Origin of the sequence: Nonomuraea rosea, assembly GCF_039539705.1 — a bacterium.
GTDB lineage: Bacteria > Actinomycetota > Actinomycetes > Streptosporangiales > Streptosporangiaceae > Nonomuraea > Nonomuraea rosea.
The window spans coordinates 414,325-436,354 of sequence record NZ_BAABDQ010000002.1; the positions used below are offsets into that span (position 1 = coordinate 414,325).

The 22,030-nt window shown below is 71.4% G+C and carries 19 protein-coding genes; 14 read left to right on the top strand and 5 right to left on the bottom strand.

Going from position 1 to position 22,030, the window contains the following annotated elements; genetic code table 11:
• Positions 1-104: 104 nt before the first annotated feature.
• Complete coding sequence (locus ABEA43_RS05855; RefSeq protein ID WP_345559457.1) at positions 105-1,475, top strand: serine hydrolase domain-containing protein; 1,371 nt, start codon at positions 105-107, stop codon at positions 1,473-1,475.
• 8 nt (positions 1,476-1,483) lie between these two features.
• Here the strand turns inward: ABEA43_RS05855 and ABEA43_RS05860 are convergent, their stop codons facing one another.
• The 3 genes from ABEA43_RS05860 to ABEA43_RS05870 form a co-directional block, all read right to left on the bottom strand.
• Positions 1,484-2,275, bottom strand: coding sequence for an SAM-dependent methyltransferase (locus tag ABEA43_RS05860; protein ID WP_345559459.1), 792 nt, complete (start codon positions 2,273-2,275; stop codon positions 1,484-1,486).
• Between the two features lie 302 nt (positions 2,276-2,577).
• A complete protein-coding gene (locus tag ABEA43_RS05865) occupies positions 2,578-4,452 on the bottom strand; it encodes a M6 family metalloprotease domain-containing protein (protein WP_345559461.1) in 1,875 nt (624 codons plus the stop codon).
• 89 nt (positions 4,453-4,541) lie between these two features.
• Positions 4,542-5,306, bottom strand: coding sequence for a PP2C family protein-serine/threonine phosphatase (locus tag ABEA43_RS05870; RefSeq protein WP_345559463.1), 765 nt, complete (start codon positions 5,304-5,306; stop codon positions 4,542-4,544).
• A 312-nt stretch (positions 5,307-5,618) separates the two neighbouring features.
• Between ABEA43_RS05870 and ABEA43_RS05875 the strand changes: the two genes are divergently transcribed.
• The 4 genes from ABEA43_RS05875 (at position 5,619) to ABEA43_RS05890 (ending at position 9,502) form a co-directional block, all read left to right on the top strand.
• Entirely contained in the window at positions 5,619-6,773 is a 1,155-nt protein-coding gene (locus tag ABEA43_RS05875) for a sensor histidine kinase (RefSeq protein WP_345559465.1), read from the top strand.
• Positions 6,770-7,891 (top strand): hypothetical protein, encoded by a 1,122-nt coding sequence (locus ABEA43_RS05880; protein WP_345559467.1) that lies wholly within the window; start codon positions 6,770-6,772, stop codon positions 7,889-7,891. The genes ABEA43_RS05875 and ABEA43_RS05880 overlap by 4 nt, the downstream gene beginning before the upstream one ends.
• An 8-nt stretch (positions 7,892-7,899) precedes the next feature.
• Positions 7,900-8,592: a response regulator gene (locus ABEA43_RS05885; RefSeq protein WP_345559469.1), complete on the top strand. Its 693-nt coding sequence runs from the start codon at positions 7,900-7,902 to the stop codon at positions 8,590-8,592.
• Positions 8,593-8,836: 244 nt separating this feature from the next.
• Positions 8,837-9,502 (top strand): lytic polysaccharide monooxygenase auxiliary activity family 9 protein, encoded by a 666-nt coding sequence (locus ABEA43_RS05890; RefSeq protein WP_345559471.1) that lies wholly within the window; start codon positions 8,837-8,839, stop codon positions 9,500-9,502.
• Between the two features lie 57 nt (positions 9,503-9,559).
• Here ABEA43_RS05890 and ABEA43_RS05895 read toward each other — a convergent pair whose 3' ends face one another.
• A complete protein-coding gene (locus tag ABEA43_RS05895) occupies positions 9,560-10,621 on the bottom strand; it encodes a LacI family DNA-binding transcriptional regulator (protein WP_345559472.1) in 1,062 nt (353 codons plus the stop codon).
• Between the two features lie 343 nt (positions 10,622-10,964).
• On the opposite strand from ABEA43_RS05895, the gene ABEA43_RS05900 reads away from it, so the two are divergent.
• The 9 genes from ABEA43_RS05900 (at position 10,965) to ABEA43_RS05940 (ending at position 20,766) form a co-directional block, all read left to right on the top strand.
• Positions 10,965-12,863: a primary-amine oxidase gene (locus ABEA43_RS05900; RefSeq protein ID WP_345559474.1), complete on the top strand. Its 1,899-nt coding sequence runs from the start codon at positions 10,965-10,967 to the stop codon at positions 12,861-12,863.
• A gap of 14 nt (positions 12,864-12,877) precedes the next feature.
• Positions 12,878-14,500, top strand: a complete 1,623-nt coding sequence (locus ABEA43_RS05905; protein WP_345559476.1) for an ABC transporter substrate-binding protein — start codon at positions 12,878-12,880, stop codon at positions 14,498-14,500.
• 2 nt (positions 14,501-14,502) lie between these two features.
• Positions 14,503-15,489 carry an ABC transporter permease gene (locus ABEA43_RS05910; RefSeq protein ID WP_345559478.1) on the top strand — a complete coding sequence of 329 codons (987 nt, stop codon included), beginning with the start codon at positions 14,503-14,505 and terminating at the stop codon, positions 15,487-15,489.
• Positions 15,490-15,550: 61 nt separating this feature from the next.
• A complete protein-coding gene (locus ABEA43_RS05915) occupies positions 15,551-16,375 on the top strand; it encodes an ABC transporter permease (RefSeq protein ID WP_345559480.1) in 825 nt (274 codons plus the stop codon).
• Positions 16,372-17,334, top strand: coding sequence for an ABC transporter ATP-binding protein (locus ABEA43_RS05920; RefSeq protein WP_345559482.1), 963 nt, complete (start codon positions 16,372-16,374; stop codon positions 17,332-17,334). The genes ABEA43_RS05915 and ABEA43_RS05920 overlap by 4 nt, the downstream gene beginning before the upstream one ends.
• Positions 17,331-18,068: an ABC transporter ATP-binding protein gene (locus ABEA43_RS05925; protein WP_345559484.1), complete on the top strand. Its 738-nt coding sequence runs from the start codon at positions 17,331-17,333 to the stop codon at positions 18,066-18,068. Before ABEA43_RS05920 ends, ABEA43_RS05925 begins: the two co-directional genes overlap by 4 nt.
• A gap of 20 nt (positions 18,069-18,088) precedes the next feature.
• A complete protein-coding gene (locus tag ABEA43_RS05930; protein WP_345559489.1) occupies positions 18,089-19,093 on the top strand; it encodes a P1 family peptidase in 1,005 nt (334 codons plus the stop codon).
• A 3-nt stretch (positions 19,094-19,096) separates the two neighbouring features.
• Positions 19,097-19,702 carry an FMN-binding negative transcriptional regulator gene (locus ABEA43_RS05935; RefSeq protein ID WP_345559491.1) on the top strand — a complete coding sequence of 202 codons (606 nt, stop codon included), beginning with the start codon at positions 19,097-19,099 and terminating at the stop codon, positions 19,700-19,702.
• Positions 19,699-20,766, top strand: coding sequence for a C45 family autoproteolytic acyltransferase/hydrolase (locus tag ABEA43_RS05940; RefSeq protein ID WP_345559493.1), 1,068 nt, complete (start codon positions 19,699-19,701; stop codon positions 20,764-20,766). Before ABEA43_RS05935 ends, ABEA43_RS05940 begins: the two co-directional genes overlap by 4 nt.
• 53 nt (positions 20,767-20,819) lie before the next feature.
• On the opposite strand, the gene ABEA43_RS05945 is transcribed toward ABEA43_RS05940, so the two are convergent.
• Positions 20,820-21,983 (bottom strand): acyl-CoA dehydrogenase family protein, encoded by a 1,164-nt coding sequence (locus ABEA43_RS05945; protein WP_345559495.1) that lies wholly within the window; start codon positions 21,981-21,983, stop codon positions 20,820-20,822.
• Between the last annotated feature and the right edge of the window lie 47 nt (positions 21,984-22,030).

The window sequence follows — 22,030 nt, forward strand, 5'->3', positions numbered from 1 at the left end:
TTGGAACGGTACGGCGCACTCCGGATGCCTGGGTTGCGCACGTCATCCTCATGTGCGTACAGTGTTCGCATCAGAGGAACGATGTACGCAGCAAGGAGAGAATCATGGACCTGGCCCACTGGCAGGAGCGGCTGGACCGGTTGCGCGAGGCGCACCACGTTCCGGGTGCGACCCTGGCGATCCTGTCCGGCGACGAGCTTCACGAGCTGGCGAGCGGGGTGCTGCACCGTGGCACCGGCGTCGAGGCGACCACCGACTCGATCTTCCAGCTCGGCTCGATCGCCAAGATCTACACCGCCACGCTGGTGATGCGGCTCGTGGATGCGGGGGAGCTCGACCTGGACGCCCGCGTGGCCGGCCTGCTGCCCGGGTTCGCCGTCGCCGACCCGGAGGCCGCCGAGAAGATCACCGTCAGGCAGCTCCTCACTCACACCAGCGGCCTCAGCGGCGACTTCCACGTGGACACCGGCCGCGGCGACGACTGCCTGGCCCGGTACGTCGAGGCGTGCGCGGACCTGGGGCAGGACTGCCCGCCGGGCGCGGCCCTCTCCTACAGCGGCAGCGGCTACATCATCCTCGGCCGCATCATCGAGGTGATCACCGGCCTGACCTGGGACCAGGCGCTCAAGGACCGGCTGCTGACCCCGCTCGGGCTGGGCCACACGATGACGCTGCCGGAGGAGGCGCTGAGCTTCCGTACCGCGATGAGCCATCTGGGCGCGCCGGGTGCGTACCCGGACCCGGCGCCGCTGTGGGACTTTCAGGCCCGCGCGGCCGCCCCCGCCGCGCGTGTCCTCGCGAGCGCCGGCGACCTCGTCCGGCTGGCCAGGGCGCACCTGGACGGAGGCGTCGCCCAGGACGGCACCCGGGTCTTGTCAGCGAGAGCCGTCGAGGCCATGCGACGCCGTGAGGTGGACGTCCCCGACAAGTGGACGGTCGGCTCCGACGGCTGGGGCCTGGGCTGGACCCTGTACGACTGGGCCGGTGTCCCCGGCTTCGGCCACGATGGCGCGGCCGTCGGACAGTACGCCTACCTGCGCGTGGTGCCCGGCGCGGGCGTGGCCGTCGCCCTGCTGACCAACGGCGGCGGCGCCCGGCTGATGTGCTCGGACCTGTTCAGGGAGCTGCTCGGCGAGCTGGCCGGGGTGCGGATGCCCGAGCCGTTCGGCCCGCCCGCGACGCCGCCGGCCGTGGATCTGGCGCCGCTGACCGGCCGCTACCGCCGCGCGGGCGTGGCCATCACGGTCAGCGAGCGCGAGGGGCGGGGGCACCTGCGGTACGAGTTCGTGGACGGCATGAAGGACATCTCGCCGCCGATCGAGGCCGAGCTGACGCCGCTCAGTGCGACGGTGTTCGCCGGGTCGGGGGCGGGGCCGTCCTTCAGCGACGGTTATATGCCGGTGGTGTTCTCGACGCTGCCGGATGGCACTGAATGCGTGTATGTCGGCATGCGTGCCACCCCACGCGTCAGGTGAGGCCGGGGTCAGAGCTTGCGGCCGACCCCCGCGTACATCCAGGTCGAGGTGTCGGTGAAGAACGGCGTCTGCCGCCACTCGGAGACCGCCACCAGCCCCGGCTCGACCAGCTCGAACCCGTCGAAGTAGCCGGCGATCTGCTCGCGGGAGCGCGGTGTCCTGTGCGTCGCCTGGTTCGCGGTGACCGACAGGTAGTTCTCGGCCGTCTCCTCGGACAGGAAGTCCAGCGTCAGATGGCTCAGCACGAGGTAGCTGCCCTGGGGCAGGGCCTCGGCGAACGCCTTGACCAGGCCGGCCGGGTCGTCCTGGTCGGGGATGTGCATGAGGACGGCGACCATGACGAGCGCGATCGGCTGCGTGAAGTCGAGCGTGGCCAGCACGTCGGGGTGGTCGAGGATGCTGCGCGGATCGCGTACGTCGGCCTCGATGTAGGCGGTCCTGCCCTCCGGCGCGCTGGTCAGCAGGGTTCTGGCGTGCGACATCACGAGGGGGTCGTTGTCGACGTACACCACGCGGGACTCCGGCGCCTGCGCCTGCGCCACCTCGTGCGTGTTGCCCTGGCTGGGGATGCCCGTGCCGAGGTCGAGGAACTGGCGGATGCCGAGCTGGGAGAGGTGGCGGACGGCCCGGCCGAGGAAGTCCCGGTTGTTCCTGGCGCTCTCGCGCGCCCCCGGCACCGCCGCCATGGCCTGCTCGGCCGCCCGGCGATCGGCCTCGTAGTCGTCCTTGCCGTCCCGCCCGAAGGCGTAGACGCGCGAAGAGCTCGGGACGTTGGGGTTGCTGCCACCCGGAGGGTTCACAGGCATGAGCTTAGGTCATCACTGCCCGATAAATCGGCATTTTGGGGGACGGGTGATCGAGGAGCTGAACGTCCCTCGATCACCCTCCGTACAGGCCCCTCCACCCGTACGGCCTCCCAACCCGCACAGGCCCCTCCACCCGTACGGCCCCCATCCGTGCGAGGCCCCTTCACCTCGCACGGCCCCTCCTCCCGCGCGGGGCCCACAGCCCGCACGGCCCCTTCGATCCGCACGGGGCTCGCACCCCGCACGGCCCCCCGATCCGTACGGCCCCCGCACCGCACCCCCGAACGGTCCTCGGCTCAGGTGCCCGTGACGATGTCCAGCCGCCACGCGCTGAGCACTCCCGCGGTCGCGTGCGCCGGGGCCAGGTCGCTGACCCGCAGCGTCCACCCGCCCCCCGCGGGCTGCCCCACCAGCGGCGTCAGCACCGACGGCGGCTCGGTCGCGTACTGCAGCACCTCTCCGGTCTTCAGCGGCTCCCGATGCGACAGCACGATGCGCCGCCCCGTCGGCGAGTGCAGCACCAGCCGCAGGTCCTCCGGATGGTCGTGGTCGAGGTCGATGAGCACCTTCAGCGTCCGTACGGTGCCCTCGGCCTCGATCATGATGGTGTCCGCCACCCCGTGCGGATCGCTGTCCGGGATGCGCAGCTCGGGCCGCGACACCGAGGTGAACATGGCCCCGTTGACCCCCGTGGTTCCCGCCCTGAAGCGGATGGCAGGGCCGGGATCGCTGATCGCCGACAGGGTCAGCCCCGACTCGGCGCCGCTCCACAGCAGGCTGGCGGGCACCGTCGAATGTGACAGCGCCGTGCCCGCGACCCGGCTGTACAGGTCGCGGCTGTCGCCCCTGTTGAGGTTGTTCTCCAGGTCGAGGTGGCCGTCGGCCTGGAGCAGCCCGACCTGGTAGTGCCGCAGCGGCGTCCCCTCCTGCAGCTCGTTGGAGCCCCTGGTGTCGCAGTGGTAGACGGCCAGGCCGCTCGACGGCAGGTGCAGGTCGAAGCCGAGCTTGGACCGGTTCTCGACCAGGAAGTACTCCGACGGCACGCCCGTCGTGTAGCGGAACACCCGGCGGCAGTCCCCCTGCCGCGCCTCGAACGTGCCGCCCCGGTTCAGGTCCACCTTGTCCGGGCACCAGCCGGCCAGGTCACGCAGGTAGGCGCTGACCGGCGCGGGCGTCTTGCCGCCGTTCAGGTGGTTGCCCGCGCTCATGAGGCAGTACAGGCCGAGGCCCGAGCTGGTGAAGTCGTCGCCGTCGCGGTCGCCGTAGTCGTACAGGTCCGGGAAACGGCAGAGCAGGTGGCCGCTCTCGTGGCAGAAGGTGCCGATGGACAGCTCCTGCGGCCCCGCGCCCATGCTCGTCACGAGGTAGAAGTGCGTGCGCATGTCGCCGAACGTCAGCTCGATGACGCTGTTGTGCGGCCACAGGACGCTGTCCTTGATGTGGCGGCTCTCGCCGGCGTACATGATGGTCACGGCGTCCACGACCTGCTGGCCGAGGGAGTCGTACCTGGTGAGGTCCACGCCCGAGTCGACGGCCGCCTGGAGCGCCTCGGGGACGAGCACGTCGTGGTTCTCCGGTTTTTCGTAGAACGTGATGTCGCGGCTCATCCTGAACGGGCCTGCCACGTCGTTGGTGAACTGCAGCAGGCCGCTCGACACGGTCGCGAAATACTCGTTGACGGAGCAGGCGTTGCCGTTCTCCCGGTAGCCGGGCGCGTTGAGCAGCGCCTCGACCTGCTGCCGGCTGACCGTGGCGGCCTGGTCGGCGAAGTCGACGAGGATCGTCAGCCCGCGTACCGTGCCGACGCTGAGCCTGCGCCCCTCCAGCAGCCCGCCCGTCGGCCCGAACGTCATCGCGGCGTCCGCCGCGGCCTCGGCGGAGAGCGTCCCCGGCCGCTCCATGCGCGCCGCCGCCCTGACGGCGCCGGACTCGCGCAGGTGGCGCGGCACGTCGCCGGGCGCGTCGCGGGAGTCGATCCGGACCCCCGTGGAGTGCAGGCGCCCGTCCTTCAGATCGGCGTAACAGTAGGCGCCGGTCGCGGCGTCGTAGACGGCGGTGAAGCCGTCGGGGGTCTCGTAGCGGGCGTAGTGCTCGTCACCGAAGACGACGAGCCGCACCCTCTCGCCGTCCGCCTGGGTGAAGCTGAGTGTCTCTCCGAATATGGCGCTCATCGAAGCCTCCGGTCCATGGTGGGAGATTTCTCCGATCGTCGCCGCGGCACGTGGGTCCTGACCTGAGTAGCCCCCTACTCAACAGGCCGTCACGCGGTCACGTAGTCCGCGATGATCACTGTGGCGTCGTCGGCCGGCTCGGCGGCGGCCATCTCGTCGTACAGGCGGTCCAGGCAGGCGACGGGGGAGACGGCGTTGCTGACCAGCTCCGTGACGCGCGCGGCCCCGAGCGCGCGGATCACGCCGTCCGTGACGATGACGATCCGGTCGCCCGGACGCAGCGGCACGGAGCCGATCTCGGGGTTGAGCGCCGAGGGCAGGCCGATGCCGCGCAGCAGCGCGCCGTCGTCGAAGGAGTGCGAGGTGGTGAGGGGCTGCGGCGTCCCGCCCTTCGGGCAGTGCCAGATCGCGCCGTTGCCGATGTGGGCGAAGCGCAGCCGCGGGTACTCGCCCCTGTCGAGCACGACCACGTCGAGGGTGGTGGCCAGGTTCGGCATCGCGGGGTTGCGCAGCGCCGCGGTGCGCACGGCGCGGTGCGCGGCCTGGGCGCACTCGTCGAGGTCCTCCTCCCGCGTCCCCATGTGCTGCGGCCGGGTCGCGACCACCGCGCCCAGTGCCAGCGCGGCGGCGGCGTGCCCCGGTTCCGCCCCGCCCGCGCCATGGGCCGCTGCCACGAGCCGCTCCTGGATGACGTACGCGTCCGAGGGCCGCCCACCCGAGCCCTCGTACGTGCCGCCCACGGCCATCAGCCGCGGCCGCGCCACCGGCATGCCCGTCGGCCAATTCCCCCGCCGGCCTTGGACGGTCATCACCGACAGACAGCCGACCAAGATCGAGATCACGATGTAAGTCATTGGGGTCCCCTCCCGCCGCGGTGATCGCGACCTGCGCCCAGTACACGCTCATATGAAGGGACGCGACTGACGGCCGATCGGCCGTCGTAGCACTTTGACGGCCGATCAGCCGTCATGCCGCAGAGGCGGGAACCGACGAAGGTTCGGGAAGGCGGTGAAGACCGCAGAAAGCCGGCCCGAGGGACTCAGCCATGCGACCCATGACCCCATATGCCGCCACGTCTGGAGAAATCCATTTCCGTTGCTTTTTACCCACTGTGCCCTGCGTTATCGTGAGACCCGTCTTGTGCTCTCGGCGCGTACGGGCGGCTCATGGCTCAATCCGGCTCCACCAGATACGACTCGGCGACGAGCCAGTTCGACAAGGCCGTCGCGCGTACTGGTGCGGGCGCGCGGAGCGCGGTGGGCTCGGTGGCGGTCATCGCGGCGGTGCTGGGAGCCGTGCCACCGGTCTCCATGGGGTGGCTGGCCCCGATGCTGGCGGTCCATCTCGTGGCGACGGGGCTGTTCCTGCGGGTGCTGTGGCGCAAAGAGCTGCTGCCGGGCTGGCTGGTGGCCGGTGATGTGGCCATCACGGTCGCGCTGTGCCTCGCGCAGCGTCACCTCGTCGCGGAAGACGCCCTCGACACGGGGTCGAGCTGGGTCGCGGGGCTGGTCACGATGACCATCGTCGTCGCCGGGGTCACCTGGCGGATCAAGGTCGCCGTTCCCGTCGGCCTGGGCTTGGCGGCGGCGTTCGCGGTGGGCGTGCGGCTCGCCTCGCCCGCTCATGACGTGTTCGGCACGCTGGGGATCCACCTCGTCCAGCTCACGGCGATCCTGCTGCTGATGACGCTGCTGCGGCGCTCGTCCGCCGCGACCGACGCCTTCCTGAAGGAGAGCGCGCGGGCCGGGATCGCGCTCATGGTGGAACGGCTGCGGCGCGAGGACGAGCTGCGGCAGGTCGGCAGCATCCACGAGACGTCGCTGCACACGCTGACCATGGTCGGCCTCGGCACCTACGAGGAGCCCTCCCCCACCCTGCGCGCCCAGGTCGTCACGGACCTTTCGGCGCTGGAGAAGCTGCGCGACACCCCGCAGGCCGACTCCGCGCTCATCGCCCTGGACACGCTGCTGGACGAGGTGGCCGGGCGGGCGACCGGCCTGGACGTCCACAAGCGCCTCACGCCGGAGACGGTGCCGGGGAACGTGGCCGAGCACTTCGCCCGCGCCGTCACCGAGGCGCTGGCGAACATCGCGCTGCACGCCGGCGTACGCGAGGCCGAGCTGGTCTCCACCAGGAGCGGCGGCGAGGTGCGGGTCGAGGTCGCCGACTCGGGCCGCGGGTTCGACCAGCACCGGTTGCCGCCCGACAGGTTCGGCGTGCGGGGCTCGATCCTCGACACGATGCGCTCCCTGCCGAACGGCGGCGCCGAGATCTCCTCCGGAGCGCAGGGCACCCGCGTGCAGCTCTGGTGGCGGCCATGACCGAGGAGATCGAGCAGGTCGCGCAGAGGTACGCGCGCTTCACCGCGCTCGGCGCCGCGGTGATCGCCGGGGTGTGGCACCTCGGCTACGACCTCACGGTCACGATCACCGGCTGGAGCTCCTTCCGCTGGCCGATGCTGGCGCTGGTGGCCTGGGTCGTCTACTCCGTGATCTTCGTGATCGCCGCCATGTCGCTGGCCCGCACGTCGAGCGGACCGTCCAGGATCCGCGAGCTCGCCGTCGCCACGCTGGCCGTGGACGTCGCGGTGATCGCCGCCTGCCGGCCGGCCGAGCTGCTCGGCATCAGCGACTGGGGCTGGGGCTCGATCGGCTGGATCGGCGTCATGCTGGTCTGGAACCGGCCGCGCTGGCGGGCCGAGCTGATCGCGTTCCTCGTCGCGAACGCCGCCATCATGCTGACGGCCATGGCCGTGACCGGGATGCTCGACCGCGTGTCCATCGCCAAATACCTGGTGGTCATCGTCGGCGGCATCACCATGCAGCTCGGGTACACGGCGGGCTGCCACATGCTGCTGGCCCGCGCGGAGGACGCCGTGCTGCTGTCGCGCCGCCTGGCCGCCGACGACGCCTGGCGGGAGTCCGCCCAGAGCATCCACGCCGACCGGATCCGCCGGTACGCCGCGATCCGCGACGTGGCGGAGACGCTGCTCACCCAGCTCGCGGACGGGGCCGATCCGGGGGATCCGCGCGTACGCGAGGACTGCACCGCCGGAGCCGCGCGCCTGCGGCGGCTGATCACGGAGCGCGAGGACGTGCCCGACGTCCTGGTGTCCGCGCTGCGCGAGCGCATCGACGCGGCGGAGCGGCGGATGGTCCTGGTGACGGCGCCGCCGTTCGGGGAGCATCTGCCGACGATGCCGGAGGGAGTACGCGAGGACCTGCTAGCAGCGCCACTCAGAGCGCTGGACGGCGCCAGATCCCGGGCCAGGGTCACGGTGTCCGCGATGTCAACCATGGTGAGCGTGGCCGTCGTGGCCGACAACGACGACCTGCTCATCAGCGCGACCTCAGTGCAGGAGGCGAGCGGGGTCGTCGTCACTTATCAGCGGCAGGGAGGGGAGGTATGGGTCAACAGCATCTGGCAGCAGGGCCCATAACGGAGCATGTGACAGGAACGGCCGCCCGGGGTCCCGTGACGGTCGCCCTGGTGGAGGACCATCAGGTCGTCGTGGACGGCGTGCGGTCCTGGTTCAGCGCGCCGGGCCCGGTCGAGCTCGTCGCCCAGGGGCCCACCATCGAGTCGGTACGCGGCACGGACGCGGACGTCCTGCTGCTCGACCTCAACCTCAACGGCACCATGGTCATCGACCGCGTGGGCGAGCTGTGCGGGGGCGGCCAGCGCGTCATCGTCTTCTCCGAGCACGAGGAACCTGAGACGGTGCGCGCCGTGCTGGACGCGGGCGCCTCGGCCTTCATCGGCAAGGGGCGCGCGACGCGCGACTCCTGCCTGGAGACGATCCTGGAGGTGGCGGCCGACCGGCCGAGCGTCACGCCGCCGATGGCCCAGGCGATCGCGACCGACGAGGGGCCGCATCGGCCGCAGCTCTCGGACAAGGAGCGGGCGGCGCTGCTGTACTGGTTCCAGTCCATGTCGAAGGCCTCGGTGGCGGCCCGGATGGGGATCAAGGAACGGACCGTACGCCAGTACATCGACCGGGCGCGCGTGAAGTACGCGGCGGCGGGTCGTCCCGCGCCCACCAAGGAGAAGCTGCTCATCTGTGCCATCCAGGACGGACTGCTCCAGCCCGACGAGGTGACGGTGTACACCTCGCTGGCCGCCCGTCCGGGCGTGCCCTAGGTCCCAGGCCCCGGAGCGCCTTCTCGCTCCGGGGCACAGCTTCGGGGTTGAAACTTTCACCCCTGCCGCACCTCCCTGGGAAAGCCCTTTCCGCTGCTCACCCCCACCGGCACCAGGGCACACGGCAGCCGCGCGGGCGTTGACTTCAGCCCGTCATTTGTACGGATTTGTGCGGTCAGCTACCGTCCCCCACCGGGAGCGCTCCTATCTACCGGAACCCCGACCGGAACACGGAGACCGCACTATGCCCCATGCCGCACCGACCCGATGGGCGCAGCGCGCCCTGGCCCTGCTGCTGTCCATGGCGATGCTCTTCGCCATCCCCCTGGCGGACACCGCCCTGGCGCACGGCTCGACCACCGACCCGGCGTCCCGCAACTACGGATGCTGGCTGCGATGGGGCAGCGACTTCCAGAACCCCACGATGCAACAGCAGGACCCGATGTGCTGGCAGGCGTGGCAGGACAACACGAACGCCATGTGGAACTGGAACGGGCTCTACCGGGACAACGTCGCCGGTCAGCACGAGGCCGTCATCCCCAACGGCCAGCTCTGCAGCGCGGGCCACACCTCGGACAGCCGTTACCGCTCCATGGACACGCCCGGCGCCTGGAAGACGACGGCGATGTCGAGCACGTTCAACGTCAGGGTCACCGACCAGGCCCTGCACGGCGCGGACTACATCAAGGTCTACATCACCAAGCAGGGGTACAACGCCCTCACCACGCCCCTCGGCTGGAACCATCTCGACCTGGTCCGTGAGACGCCCAAGTACGCGCCCTCCGGCACGTACATGATCAACAGCCTCAGCAAGGGGTCGCGCACCGGCCACCACGTCATCTACACGATCTGGAAAGCCTCGCACATGGATCAGACGTTCTACTTCTGCAGCGACGTCACCTTCAGCTGACCGGCCTTTCCGTTCCCCAGCCACCGCCGGGCGCCCTCGTGCGTCCGGCGGTGCGCGTCATCGGGGGTGGGTCGACGCGCGTACGGCCAGCTCGATCGGGTGCAGGCGCTCCGTCCCCGCCGGCGCTGCCCCGGAGAGCAGCTCGAACAGCAGCTCGGCGCAGCTCGCCCCGGCCTCGCGCGGGCGCAGGTCGATCGCGGTGATGGGCGGGTCGGCCAGCCGCGTGCCGGCGCTGTCGACGCAGGAGGCCAGCAGGACGTTCGCGCCCGCCTCCCGCAGCAGCGGGGCGACCTCGGTGGCCGCCCCCGCCGGGGCGCAGACCAGCGCATCCATCGGCCCCCCACCGCCCGGCCCGTCGGCCATGGCACCGGACGGGGTGTCGCGTGTGGCACCGGACGGGGTCTCGCGCGTGCTGCCGGGCGGGACGTCGAGGAGGGCGCGGGCGGCGGCGCGGACCTCGTCGCCCGTGGCGTCGAAGGACACCCGCCGCACCAGCGGCAGCACCCCGTGCGAGCCGCACCAGTCCAGGTAGCCCCGGTGAACGCTGGCCGCCCAGTCGCTCTCGTCACCGGCCACGATGAGCCCAGGCCGGGTCGCGCCCGACTCGCGCAGGTGGTCGAGCAGCCGGGCGAGCATCGGGGCGTGATCCGACCACACCACCCCGTCCGCCTGCCTGGCGCCGGGGAACCGCTCGCAGGAGACCGTCGGCAGCCCCGTGCCCATCAGGCTCTCCACCACCGGATCGCCCCCGAGCGGGTCGCCGAGCACCAGCCCGTCCACGCGCGGCGCCCGGGCACGGCGCTGGCCCGAGGTGATCAGTGTGACGTCGTAGTCGTGCCGCGCCGCCTGCTCGACGACGCCGAACACGAACGACATGTAGTAGGACGATCGCGTCAGGACCTCGGGCACGTGCAGGCCGATGGTCCCGGTGCTGGCCTTGCGCAGGTGCCTGGCCGAGCCGTTGGGCACGTAGCCGAGCCGCTCCGCCACTCGCGCGACCGTCTCCCGCGTCGCCTCCGACACGCGCCCGGATCCGCGCAACGCGTCGGAGGCCGTCGTCTTGGAGACCCCGGCCTCCCGGGCCACGGTGAAGATCGTGACCGGCTCGTCTGCTTGCACGCCCCGATGGTAGCGGCCTGCCCGCGAGCTCCCGCCCGCCCGGTGTCCCAACCCCGCCCGAGATCCCGCTCGCGGGCAAGGACCCGTCCTCCCGGTTTCGCTCACCCGTGAGAACCCGTCCTCCCGGTTTCGCTCACCCCGGGAACCCGCCCTCCCGGGGCTCCGCATGCCCCGGAAGGCCCACCGGCACGGGGTTCTGCTCGTTCGCGAGGGTCCGGCCGGCCGGGCCGGTCCGGTAAACGATGTGTTTCGCCTTGACCCAAGGTCTTGTCCTACTTCCGCCCTCGCAATTATGTTAGCCCGACATTGCCGGAACGTTCCGGCAGCAGAAAGGGGCGGAACGTTGCACCTGTCCACCGGTAAGCACCCTCATCCTCTCGACCCGCTCGCCGCGCAGGAGATCGACGAGGTCAGGCGGGTTCTGATCGACGAGGGCCTGCTGAGTGAGACGGTGCGGGTCGCCTATCTCGGCCTGGAGGAGCCCAGGAAGGACGCGGTCCTGGCGTACGAGCCGGGAGCCGAGCCGGCCCGCCGCGCCCGCGCCCTCCTCCTGGACCTCGCCACCGAGCAGTCCGAGGACGTGATCGTGTCGATCAGCGCCGGCCGGGTCGAGGAGCGCAGGCCGATCGACCCGATCACCGACGGCCAGGTCCCGATGCTGGACGAGGAGCACGCCCTGGTCAGGCGGGTGCTGCGGGAGGACGCCGGCTGGGCCGGGGCGCTCGCCCGCAGGGGCATCGACGACCCCGCGACCGTCTACCTCGCCGCCCTGAGCGCCGGCCACTTCGAGCTGCCCAAGGAGGAGGGCCGCCGGGTGGCCAGGGTGCTGGCCCACCTGATGCCCACCCCCGACAGCCTTCCGTGGGCCCACCCGGTGGACGGCCTGGTCGCGTACGTGGATCTGGTCAAGGGCGAGATCCTGGAGATCGTCGACACGGGACCCCAGCCCATCCCCGCCGAGCCCGGCGACTACCACCAGGGCCCGCACAGGACCTCGCAGAAGCCGATCCACATCACCCAGCCGGAAGGCCCCAGCTTCACGGTCGACGGCCCCCTGGTCACCTGGGAGAAGTGGAGCCTGCGCCTCGGGTACGACATGCGCGAGGGCCTCACCCTCCACCAGATCGGGTTCGAGGACGGCGGGCGCACCCGGCCCATCGTCTACCGGGCCTCGGTGGCCGAGATGATGGTCCCGTACGGCGACCCGAGCCCGATCCGCTTCTGGCAGAACTACTTCGACACCGGCGAGTACCAGCTCGGCAAGCTGGCCAACTCCCTGGAGCTGGGCTGCGACTGCCTCGGCGAGATCACCTACTTCGACGCGGTCGTCACGGACGGCGCGGGCGTGCCCAAGGTGATCACGAACGCGATCTGCATGCACGAAGAGGACTACGGCGTGCTGTGGAAGCACACCGACCCGGCCAACGGCTCCAGGGAGACGCGCAGGCAGCGGCGCCTGGTGATCTCGTTCTTCGTCACGGTCGGCAACTACGACTACGGCTTCTACTGGTACCTCTACCTCGACGGCACCATCGAGCTCGAGGTGAAGGCCACCGGCATCGTCTTCACCGGCGCCTACGACGACCGCGCCGCGCCCTACGCCTCGGAGGTCGCGCCGGGGCTGGCGGCACCGTACCACCAGCACCTGTTCAGCGCCCGGCTGGACATGACGGTGGACGGCGTGGCCAACGCCGTGGACGAGGTGGAGGCGGCGCGGGCCGAGAGCCCGTACGGCAACGCGTTCGGCCGGGCCGTCACCCGGCTCCGCACGGAACAGCAGGCCAAGCGCGACGCCGACCTGAAGGCGGAGCGCACCTGGCACGTCGTCAACCCCTCGGTGCGCAACCGTCTCGGCCACCCGGTCGGCTACGCGCTGTTCCCGGAGGGCAAGCCCACCCTGATGGCCGCCGAGGGATCCTCGATCCACCGCAGGGCGGAGTTCGCGACCAGGCATCTGTGGGTCACCCGCTACCACCCCGCAGAGCGCTATCCCGCCGGGGACCTGGTCAACCAGCATCCCGGCGGCGCGGGCCTGCCCCTCTACACCAGGGCGGACCGCGACATCGACGGGCAGGACATCGTGCTCTGGCACACGTTCGGCCTGACGCACTTCCCCCGCACCGAGGACTGGCCGATCATGCCGGTCGACACCTGCGGGTTCACTCTCAAGCCGGTCGGCTTCTTCGACCGGAACCCCACGCTCGACGTCCCGCCGAGCGCCGCCGAACGTTCCTGCCACTAGAGGAGAAGAGGCCCATGCGTCCCATACGCCTGGCCTGCGGTGTCACGGCCGCGCTGCTGGTCTCGGCCTGCGCCGCCACCGGAACGACCAGCACCCCGCCCGCCGCCACCCAGGAGACCGCCGCCCCCGGCTACCTCGCCGTCGCCGATCAGGCGCTCCCGGCCGGTGGCACGCTCAACCTGCAGGTGCACATCGACAGCGGCGCGGCCACCGGGTACGACCCGCAGCTCGCCGACGTCGCCACCACCTGGCAGCTGCTCTCGCTGTCCTACGAGACGCTGGTCACGATCGGCCCCGACTTCAGCGTCCAGCCGATGCTGGCCGAGAAGTGGGACACCCCCGACCCCAAGACGTACGTCTTCCACCTGCGCAAGGGCGTCACCTTCTCCAACGGCAGAGAGATGACGGCCGACGACGTGGTCGGGAGCCTCAAGCGGCTGCTGGCCTCCAAGTCGGTGTGGCGCGGCCAGCTCGGCCCGGTCGAGTCGGTCACCAAGGACGGCGACGGCAAGGTCAAGGTCACGCTGAAGGAGGCGTACACGCCGTTCCTGGCCGCGCTGGCCAACGTGCCCGCCGCCGTCCTGCCGATGAAGGAGATCGACGACAAGTCGGTCGATCCGGCCACCACACTGCTCGGCACCGGCCCGTACGTGGTCGAGAACCACCGCCAGGACGTGTCGTGGACGTTCAAGCGCAACGACAAGTACTGGTCGAAGGACAAGCCGGCGGCCGACGCGCTCAACATCACGATCGCCCCGGAGGAGGCCGCGCGCATCGCCTCCCTGCAGAACGGCAGCGCCGCCCTGGCCACGCTGGGCAACGTCGACTCGGCCACGATGCTGGCCGGCGCCAAGAACGTCCAGGTCGTCACCCAGGCCACCACGGACTTCTACTACCTGATGCTCAACACCCTGGCGCCGGGCTCCAAGCTCGCCGACCCCAAGGTGCGCCAGGCGATCAACATCGCGCTCGACCCCCAGCAGATCGCCGACGTGGCGCTCGGCGGCAAGGGCAAGCCGACCGCCGTCACCCCGGCGGGCCTGCCGGGCGCCTGCGACCCCGCCGCGCTCCCGTCGGCGAAGCAGAGCCTGGACGAGGCCAAGAAGCTGCTGGCCGAGGCGGGGGCGCAGAACCTGACGTTCACGCTCAGCATCTTCGCCACCGAGCCGGCCCCGGCCGTCGCCCAGGTGATCCAGCAGAACCTCCAGCAGGCCGGCATCACCGTCAAGATCGAGCAGATGGACGAGGCGAGCTGGTCGGGCAAGGTGTACGGCAAGGCGCCCGCCGAGTTCGACGCCGCTCTGTCCTGGTTCGCCGGCTACGCCGACCCCGGCATGGTCACCAAGTGGTGGAACCCGGAGACGGCCGGCTTCAACGTCGGCTTCATGAAGCCCGACAAGGACCTCAACGCGCTCATCGACGCGGCCGGCAAGGAGCCCGCGGGCGCCGCGCGGGACCAGGCGCTGGCCGCCGTCTGCGCCAAGGCCGACGCGGACGCGCAGATGATCCCGCTGGTCACCAGGCCCGCCACGGTCGCCTTCAGAGGCGACGCGCTGAGCCCCAGCCTGTACGCCACCGAGGGCTACGGCAACGTGCTGCGCCTGGTCGCCGACGCCCGCGTGAAGAAGACCCAGTAGCCATGCGGTTGCTGATGTGGTGGTCAGGCCGGGCGCTCAGCTCGGCCGCCACACTCCTGGGCGTCTCCGTGCTGATCTTCGCCGCCGTGCGCCTGATGCCCGGCGGCTTCGCGGAGACCGTGCTGGGACCCTTCGCCACGCCGGAGCAGAAGGCGGAGCTGGCCACCCGTTACGGCCTGGACCAGCCGGTGTTCCTGCAGTACGGGCACTGGCTGGCCGCCGTCACGGGCGGCGACTTCGGCGTCTCGATGATCAGCCGCCAGCCGGTCGGCACGGAGCTGCTGGCCCGCCTGCCGGTGACCGCCGAGCTGACCGTGCTGGCGGTGGCCGCCAGCGTGCTGGCCGGGGTGCCGCTGGGCGTGCTGACCGCCGTCCGCACCCGCCCGGCGCGTAATAAGGGCGGCGCAGGGGGAGGTACGGTGGGCCGGCTGCTCAGCGGGCTGGGCGTCAGCGTGCCGGAGTTCGTGCTGGGCAGCCTGGTGGTGTTCGTCTTCTCCCGGTACGCGCTCGGCCTGGAGGTCGGCTCCTGGGTGCCGATCGGCCAGGACCCCGTCGCGAACCTGGCCGCCATGATCCTCCCGGCCGCCGTGCTGTCGATCTTCTCCATCTCCGTGACGGCCAGGACGACCCGCGACGCGGTCATGGGCGTGCTGGTCGAGCCGTACGTCACGGCGGCCGTCGGGCGTGGCGAGTCGCCGTGGTTCATCGTCAGGCACCACATCCTGCGCAACGCCGCCACCCCGGTGGTCACGCTGCTCGGCACGATCACCGCGTACCTGCTGGGCGGGACGCTGATCGTGGAGCACGTGTTCAACCTGCCGGGCGTCGGCTCGTACATCGTGCAGGCCGTCGGCCGCCGCGACTACGCGGTGGTGCAGGCCGGGGTGCTGCTGGCGGCCGGGGTGTTCATCGTGATGAACGTGCTGATCGACCTGCTCGTCGGAGTGCTCGACCCCAGGCTCGGCGTGCTGGCGGGAAGGCGATCATGAAGGCGGCGTCGGTTGGGACGGCGTTCATGAAGACGGCGTCCATCAGGGCTGGGAGGCGCGCATGAAGAGGCTCGGCTTGGACCGGCTTTCCGTCGCCGGGCTGGTGTGCCTGCTGGTGCTCGTGGTGTTCGCGCTGGGCAGCCTGGTCGGCGCCGGGGGAGACCCGGACGCGATCGTCGGCCCGCGCCTGCAGCCGCCGGGGCCCGGCTGGTGGCTGGGCACCGACAATTTGGGCCGCTCGGTGCTGCCCAGGGTCATGGAGGGCGTCGGCACGACGCTGCTGCTCTCGTCGATCGCCGTGCTGCTGACGGCGGCGTTGAGCGCGACATTCGGCATCATCGCCGGATACCGTGGCGGTTACCTCAACGAACTGGTGATGCGCCTGGTGGAAGTGCTCTACTCCTTCCCCGCCATCGTGCTCGCGATCCTGGTGGCCGCCGTGCTCGGCCCCGGGCAGCTCGCCGCGCTGGCCAGCATCGTGCTGGTGACGATCCCGCTGATGACCCGCCTGGTGCGGGCCGCGGCCGTGGCCGTGTCCCAGCGCGATTACGTCACCTCGGCGGTCATCAGCGGCGCCCGGCTGCCGCGCGTGCTCGGCCGCCACGTGCTGCCGAACGTGGCGGGCACGATCGCGGTGCAGGGCACGTACGCGCTGTCCGTCGGCATCGCGGTCGAGGGCGGGCTGAGCTTCCTCGGCTTCGGCGTGCAGCCGCCGCAGGCCTCGCTCGGCGTGCTCATCCAGCAGGGCGGCACGTACATGATCGCCGCGCCCTGGCTGATCCTCGGCCCCGGAGTCGTGCTGGTGCTGGCGATCCTGTCGATCAACGTGGTGGGCGACGGCCTGCGCGACCGCCTCGAACCCCGGGAGACGAGGTCTTTGACATGAGCCTTCTCACCGTGCGCAACCTGGTGATCGACTATCCGCAGACGCGGGCGCTCGACGGGGCCGACCTCGACCTCCGGCAGGGCGAGACGCTCGGCCTGGTCGGCGAGAGCGGCTCGGGCAAGTCCACGCTCGGCTCCGCCGTCGGGCGGCTGCTGCCGGGCACGGCCGTGCGCTCCGACGGGGAGGTGACCGTTGCCGGGGAGCCGGTGTTCGACCTGCCTCCCGGCAGGCTGCGCCACCTGCGCAAGAAGCATCTCGGGTTCGTCTTCCAGGACCCGATCGCCTCGCTCGACCCGACGATGCGCGTCGGGGCCCAGCTCAGGCTGGTGCTCGGGCGCGGCGCCGACGTCGGCTTCCACCTGGGGCGGGTCAAGCTCGACGACGCCCGCGTGACGCGCGCGTACCCGCACCAGCTCTCCGGCGGCATGGCGCAGCGGGTGGCCATCGCGATGGCCATGGCCACCGCGCCCGAGCTGCTCGTCGCCGACGAGCCGACCGCCGCCCTGGACAGCCAGGTGCGTGAGGAGGTGCTGAACGTGGTCTTCTCGCTCGCCGCCGACGCCGGGACGAGCATCCTGTGGCTCAGCCACGACCTGCCCGCCGTCGCGCGCCGCTGCGACCGGGTCGCGGTCATGTACGGCGGCCGCGTCGTCGAGAGCGGCCCCGCGCGCCAGGTGCTCGGCGACCCCGCCCACCCCTACACGGCGGCGCTGGCCAGGTCGGCGCCCGCCGCCGCGGCCCGTGGCACCCGCCTGGAGCCGGTGCCAGGCCGCCCGCCCGTGCTCACCGGAGCGGCACCCGGCTGCGCCTTCGCGCCGCGCTGCCCGTTCGCGGTCGAGCGCTGCGAGCACGAGCGCCCGGCCCCGGTCCGGATCCGCGAGCAGGACGTCCTCTGCCACCGGGCGGGGGAGCTGGAGGCGCACATGACGGCAGGCCGGCGGCCGGAGGTGACCGCATGATCCTCGAACTCGACGATGTCACCGTCACGTTCACGGCGGGACCGCCGCTGCGGCGCATCCACCTGAACGCCATGCGGAACGTGTCCCTGTCCGTCGCCGAGGGCGAGACCCTCGGCCTGGTCGGCGAGTCGGGCTCGGGCAAGACGACCACGAGCCGGGTCGCGCTCGGCCTGCAACGGCCCACGAGCGGCGCCGTCAGATTCGACGGCCGCCCCTTCCCCAAGCGGCGGCGCGAGCTGGCCGGCCGCATGCAGGCCGTGCTCCAGCACCCGCACTGGTCGCTCAACCCCAGGATGCGCGTCGGCCAGAGCGTGGCCGAGCCGCTGGCCGTGCTGGGCCGCCCGGCCGGTGACGCCGTCACCGGCATGCTCGAACAGGTCGGGCTCGAAGCCGCGCTGGCCGGACGCTACCCGCACGAGCTGTCGGGCGGCCAGCGGCAGCGCGTGTCCATCGCCCGCGCGCTGGTCACGAAGCCCAGGTTCATCGTGTTCGACGAGGCGGTCAGCGCGCTCGACGTCTCCGTGCAGGTGCAGATCCTCAACCTGATCAAGGACCTGCAGGCCGAGTACGGCTTCAGCGCCCTGTTCATCTCCCACGACCTCGGCGCGGTCCGCTACGTCGCCGACCGGATCGCGGTCATGCGCGCCGGCGAGATCGTCGAGACCGCCGACACGGCCACCTTCTACACCGATCCGGCCCACGAATATTCGAAGCAGCTTTTGGAGGCCCTATGAATGCCCCAATGGATGACACAGTGGATGACACAGTGAACGACGCTGTGACCGACGGGCACCGGCTCGCGCGGCCGTCCGAGTTCGCGCCCGGCGTCCCGCGCAACGCGGACCTGCCGCTGACGCCGCAGGCCAGCCCGGGGCGTGGATCCGTCGCGTTCGACCTGCCCGGCGTGTTCGTCGGCACGGCCGAGTACGGCGAGGGCCCGACCGGCTGCACCGTGATCCACCTTCCGGCGGGCGCCCGCACGGCCGTGGACGCGCGCGGCGGCGCGGTCGGCATGAGCGGCGGCTACGACTACAACCACGCGATCTGCCTGGCCGGCGGCTCGGTGTACGGGCTGGCCGCCGCGGCGGGCGTGAGCGACGAGCTGCTGGCCCGCCGCGACAACCGCACCAAGTGGGACGAGCTGCAGCTGGTGTCCGGGGCGGTGATCTACGACTTCTCCACCCGCGACACCGCCGTCTACCCCGACGCCGAGCTGGGCCGGGCCGCCCTGCGCAACGCCGTCGAGGGCGAGGTCCCCGTCGGCCGGTGCGGCGCGGGACGCACGGCGAGCGCGGGCAAGGTCGACTTCGGCCGGGCCGAGTTCGCCGGGCAGGGAGCCGCGTTCGGCACGTTCGGCGCGGCCAAGGTGCTGGTGGCGACGGTGGTCAACTCCGTCGGCGCGGTGATCGACCGGCAGGGCCGGGTCGTGCGCGGCAACTACCACGAGGACCTCGGCGCCCGCCGCCACCCGAGCGAGGACTACGCGGAGCTGATCGACGGCCCGGCCGTCATGGGCAACACCACGCTGACCGTGATGATCACCAACGTGAAGCTGACCGACGTCGAGCTGCTCCAGATCGGCCGCCAGGTGCACAGCTCGATGCACCGGGGCATCCAGCCGTTCCACACGCTGACGGACGGCGACACGATGTTCGCCATGACGACCGACGAGGTCGAGCTGACCGGCGTCAAGCCCACGGGTCTCGGCACGCTGGCCTCCGAGGTCGCGTGGGACGCCATCCTGAGCGCCGCGGAGTAGGGCGTGTACACCTTCCCCCGCTATGCCGCCGCCGGCCCCGAGCAGGTGGCCGGCCTGGTCAGGCAGAACCCGTTCGCGCTGGTCGTCAGCTCGGCGGACGGCGTTCCGGTGGCCACGCACGTCCCCGTCGTCGTCGAACGCCTCGAAGAGGGCCGGTTCGAGGGCGGCACGCTGCTCGGCCACATGGCCCGCGTCAACCCGCACTGGCGCTCCTGGGAGTCCGGGACCGAGGTGCTCGTGGTGTTCTCCGGGCCGCACGGCTACGTCTCGCCCACCGTGTACGCCACCGACCCGGCCGTCCCCACCTGGGACTACGCCGCCGTCCACCTGACCGGCCGGGTCGAGGTGATCGGCGACACGCTGGACGTGGTCGAGCGGACGGTCTCCGCGGTGGAGTCGCTCCGCGAGCCCGCGTGGGAGCCCACCCCGGCGTCGAGGGAGAGGTTCACCGCGCTGCTGCCGGGGGTAGTGGCATTTCGCGTTCATGTGCGTACGGAGCAGAGCATGTTCAAGCTGAGCCAGGACATCGACGAGGAACGTTACGAGCGGGTCCGCGACTCGTTCGCGGCCGACAATCCGGGGCTCGCCGACCTGATGGATCGTTCATGACATTTCCCACGTTCACCTCCACCCAGACCGACCCCCACGCCCGCGGCAAGGAGCTGGGCACCCACCGCCGCAAACAGATCACCGGCAACCTGGCCGGCTACACCGACCTGTTCGAGACCGCAGGAGCCACCCCCGCGCAGGTGCGCGTGTGGGGTGAGCGGGCGCTCGACCGCTGTGCCGGCTGGGCGCCCAGGCTGGCCGAGGAGATCACCGGGATCGCGGCGGGCGCCGGGCTGGAGCCCTGGCAGGTCGCGGTCGTCAACGCCCGCACCGAGATCCTGGCCGCCATCGACGCGACCGGCGAGGGGGAGTGCTCCACCTCGGTCGTCCTGCCGGGCGGCGGCCTGCCCCCGCGCACCGTGCAGACCTGGGACTGGCACGACCACCTGCGGGACGCGCCCATGCTGTGGGAGCTCGAACCCGCACCCGGTCACGTGGTGCGCACGTTCACCGAGGCCGGGGCGCTGGCCAAGATCGGGATCAACACGGCGGGGCTCGGCATCCACTTCAACATCCTGCGCCACGACACCGACACCGCCGACGTCGGCGTGCCGGTGCACCTGATCGCCCGCAGGATCTTGGACGAGGCGGCCACCGTCGAGGAGGCCGCGGACATCGCGCGCTCCGCCACGGTCTCGGCCTCCACCGTGATCACGGTCGTGACCGGCTCGGAGGCGGCCTCGATCGAGATCTCGCCTGCCGGCGTCGCCGTCGTGCCGCCCGGGCCCGACGGCGTCCTGCTGCACTGCAACCACTTCCTCGACCCCGCGCTGGCGGTGGGGGAGCGGCACGCCACCGAGCGGCCCGGCACGTACATCCGGCATCGGCACCTGCGTGACAACGTCGAGGGACTGAGCGGGGAGGACCTGACGGGGCGGGCGCTGACCATGCTCAGCCACGGTCCCGACGACGCGCCCGTGTGCGCGCACCCCGACCTCAGCCAGCCGCTCAACCAGCGGTGGGAGACGCTGGCCACGATCGGGCTCGACCTGCCCGCCCGGCGGATGCGGGTGCACCAGGGCGGCCCCTGCCAGGTCACCGAGGCGACCTGGCAGGTGTTCTGAGCTCTTCCTGAGCCGGGGCCCTGTTTGAAGGGCCCCGGCTTGAAGGTGAGGCTCTACTTGAAGGCGGCGACGCCGGTCAGCGCCTTGCCGACGACCAGCGAGTGGATCTCCGAGGTCCCCTCGTAGGTCAGCACCGACTCCAGGTTCACCGAGTGCCTGATCACCGGGTATTCGAGGGTGATGCCGCTCGCGCCGAGCAGCGTGCGGCACTTCCTGGCGATGTCCAGGGCTTCACGCACGTTGTTGAGCTTGCCGACGCTCACCTGCTCGGGGGTGAGCGTGCCGGCCTCCTTCAGGCGGCCGAGGTGCACCGCGAGCAGCAGGCCCTTGCCCAGCTCCAGCGCCATGTCGGCGAGCTTCTCCTGGGTGAGCTGGAAGGAGGACAGCGGCTTGGCGAAGACCTCGCGCTCGCCCGCGTACGCGATGGTCGTCTGCAGGCAGTCCAGCGCCGCCCCCATCGCCCCGAAGATGATCCCGAAGCGCGCCTCGTTCAGGCAGCCCAGCGGCCCGCGCAGGCCCCTGGCCTCGGGCAGCATCGCGTCGGCCGGCAGGCGGACGCCGTCGAGCACCAGCTCGCTCGTCACGCTCGCGCGCAGCGAGATCTTGTGCTTGATGTCGTTGACGGTGAAGCCCGGCGTGCCCGCGGGGACCAGGAAGCCTCTGACGCCCTCGTCCGTGCGCGCCCACACGACCGCGACGTCCGACACTGAGCCGTTGGTGATCCACATCTTGGTGCCGTTCAGCACCCAGTCGCCGCCCTCGCGCTTGGCCGTGGTGCGCATGCCCGCCGGGTCGGAGCCGAAGTCGGGCTCGGTCAGGCCGAAGCAGCCGATGCGCTCGCCGGCCGCCATCGCGGGCAGCCACTCCTGCTTCTGCTCCTCGCTGCCGTACTTCCAGATCGCGTACATGGCCAGCGACCCCTGCACCGACACCAGGCTGCGCAGGCCGGAGTCGGCGCCCTCCAGCTCCAGGCAGGCCAGTCCGTACGACACCGCGCCCATGCCGGCGCAGCCGTACCCGTCCAGGTGCATGCCGAGCACGCCGACCGAGCCGAGCGTGCGGGCCAGCTCGCGGGCGGGCAGCTCCCCGGTCTCGAACCAGTCCGCGACGTGCGGCCGGATCTCCCGGTCGCACACGCGCCTGACCGTGGTCCTGATCTCGCGCTCCTCCTCGGTCAGCAGCGTGTCGAGGGCGAACAGCGCGGTCGGCTCGATCATTGTCCCGGGTCCTCCTATTTTGGATCCAATATTGAAAATCCAATATT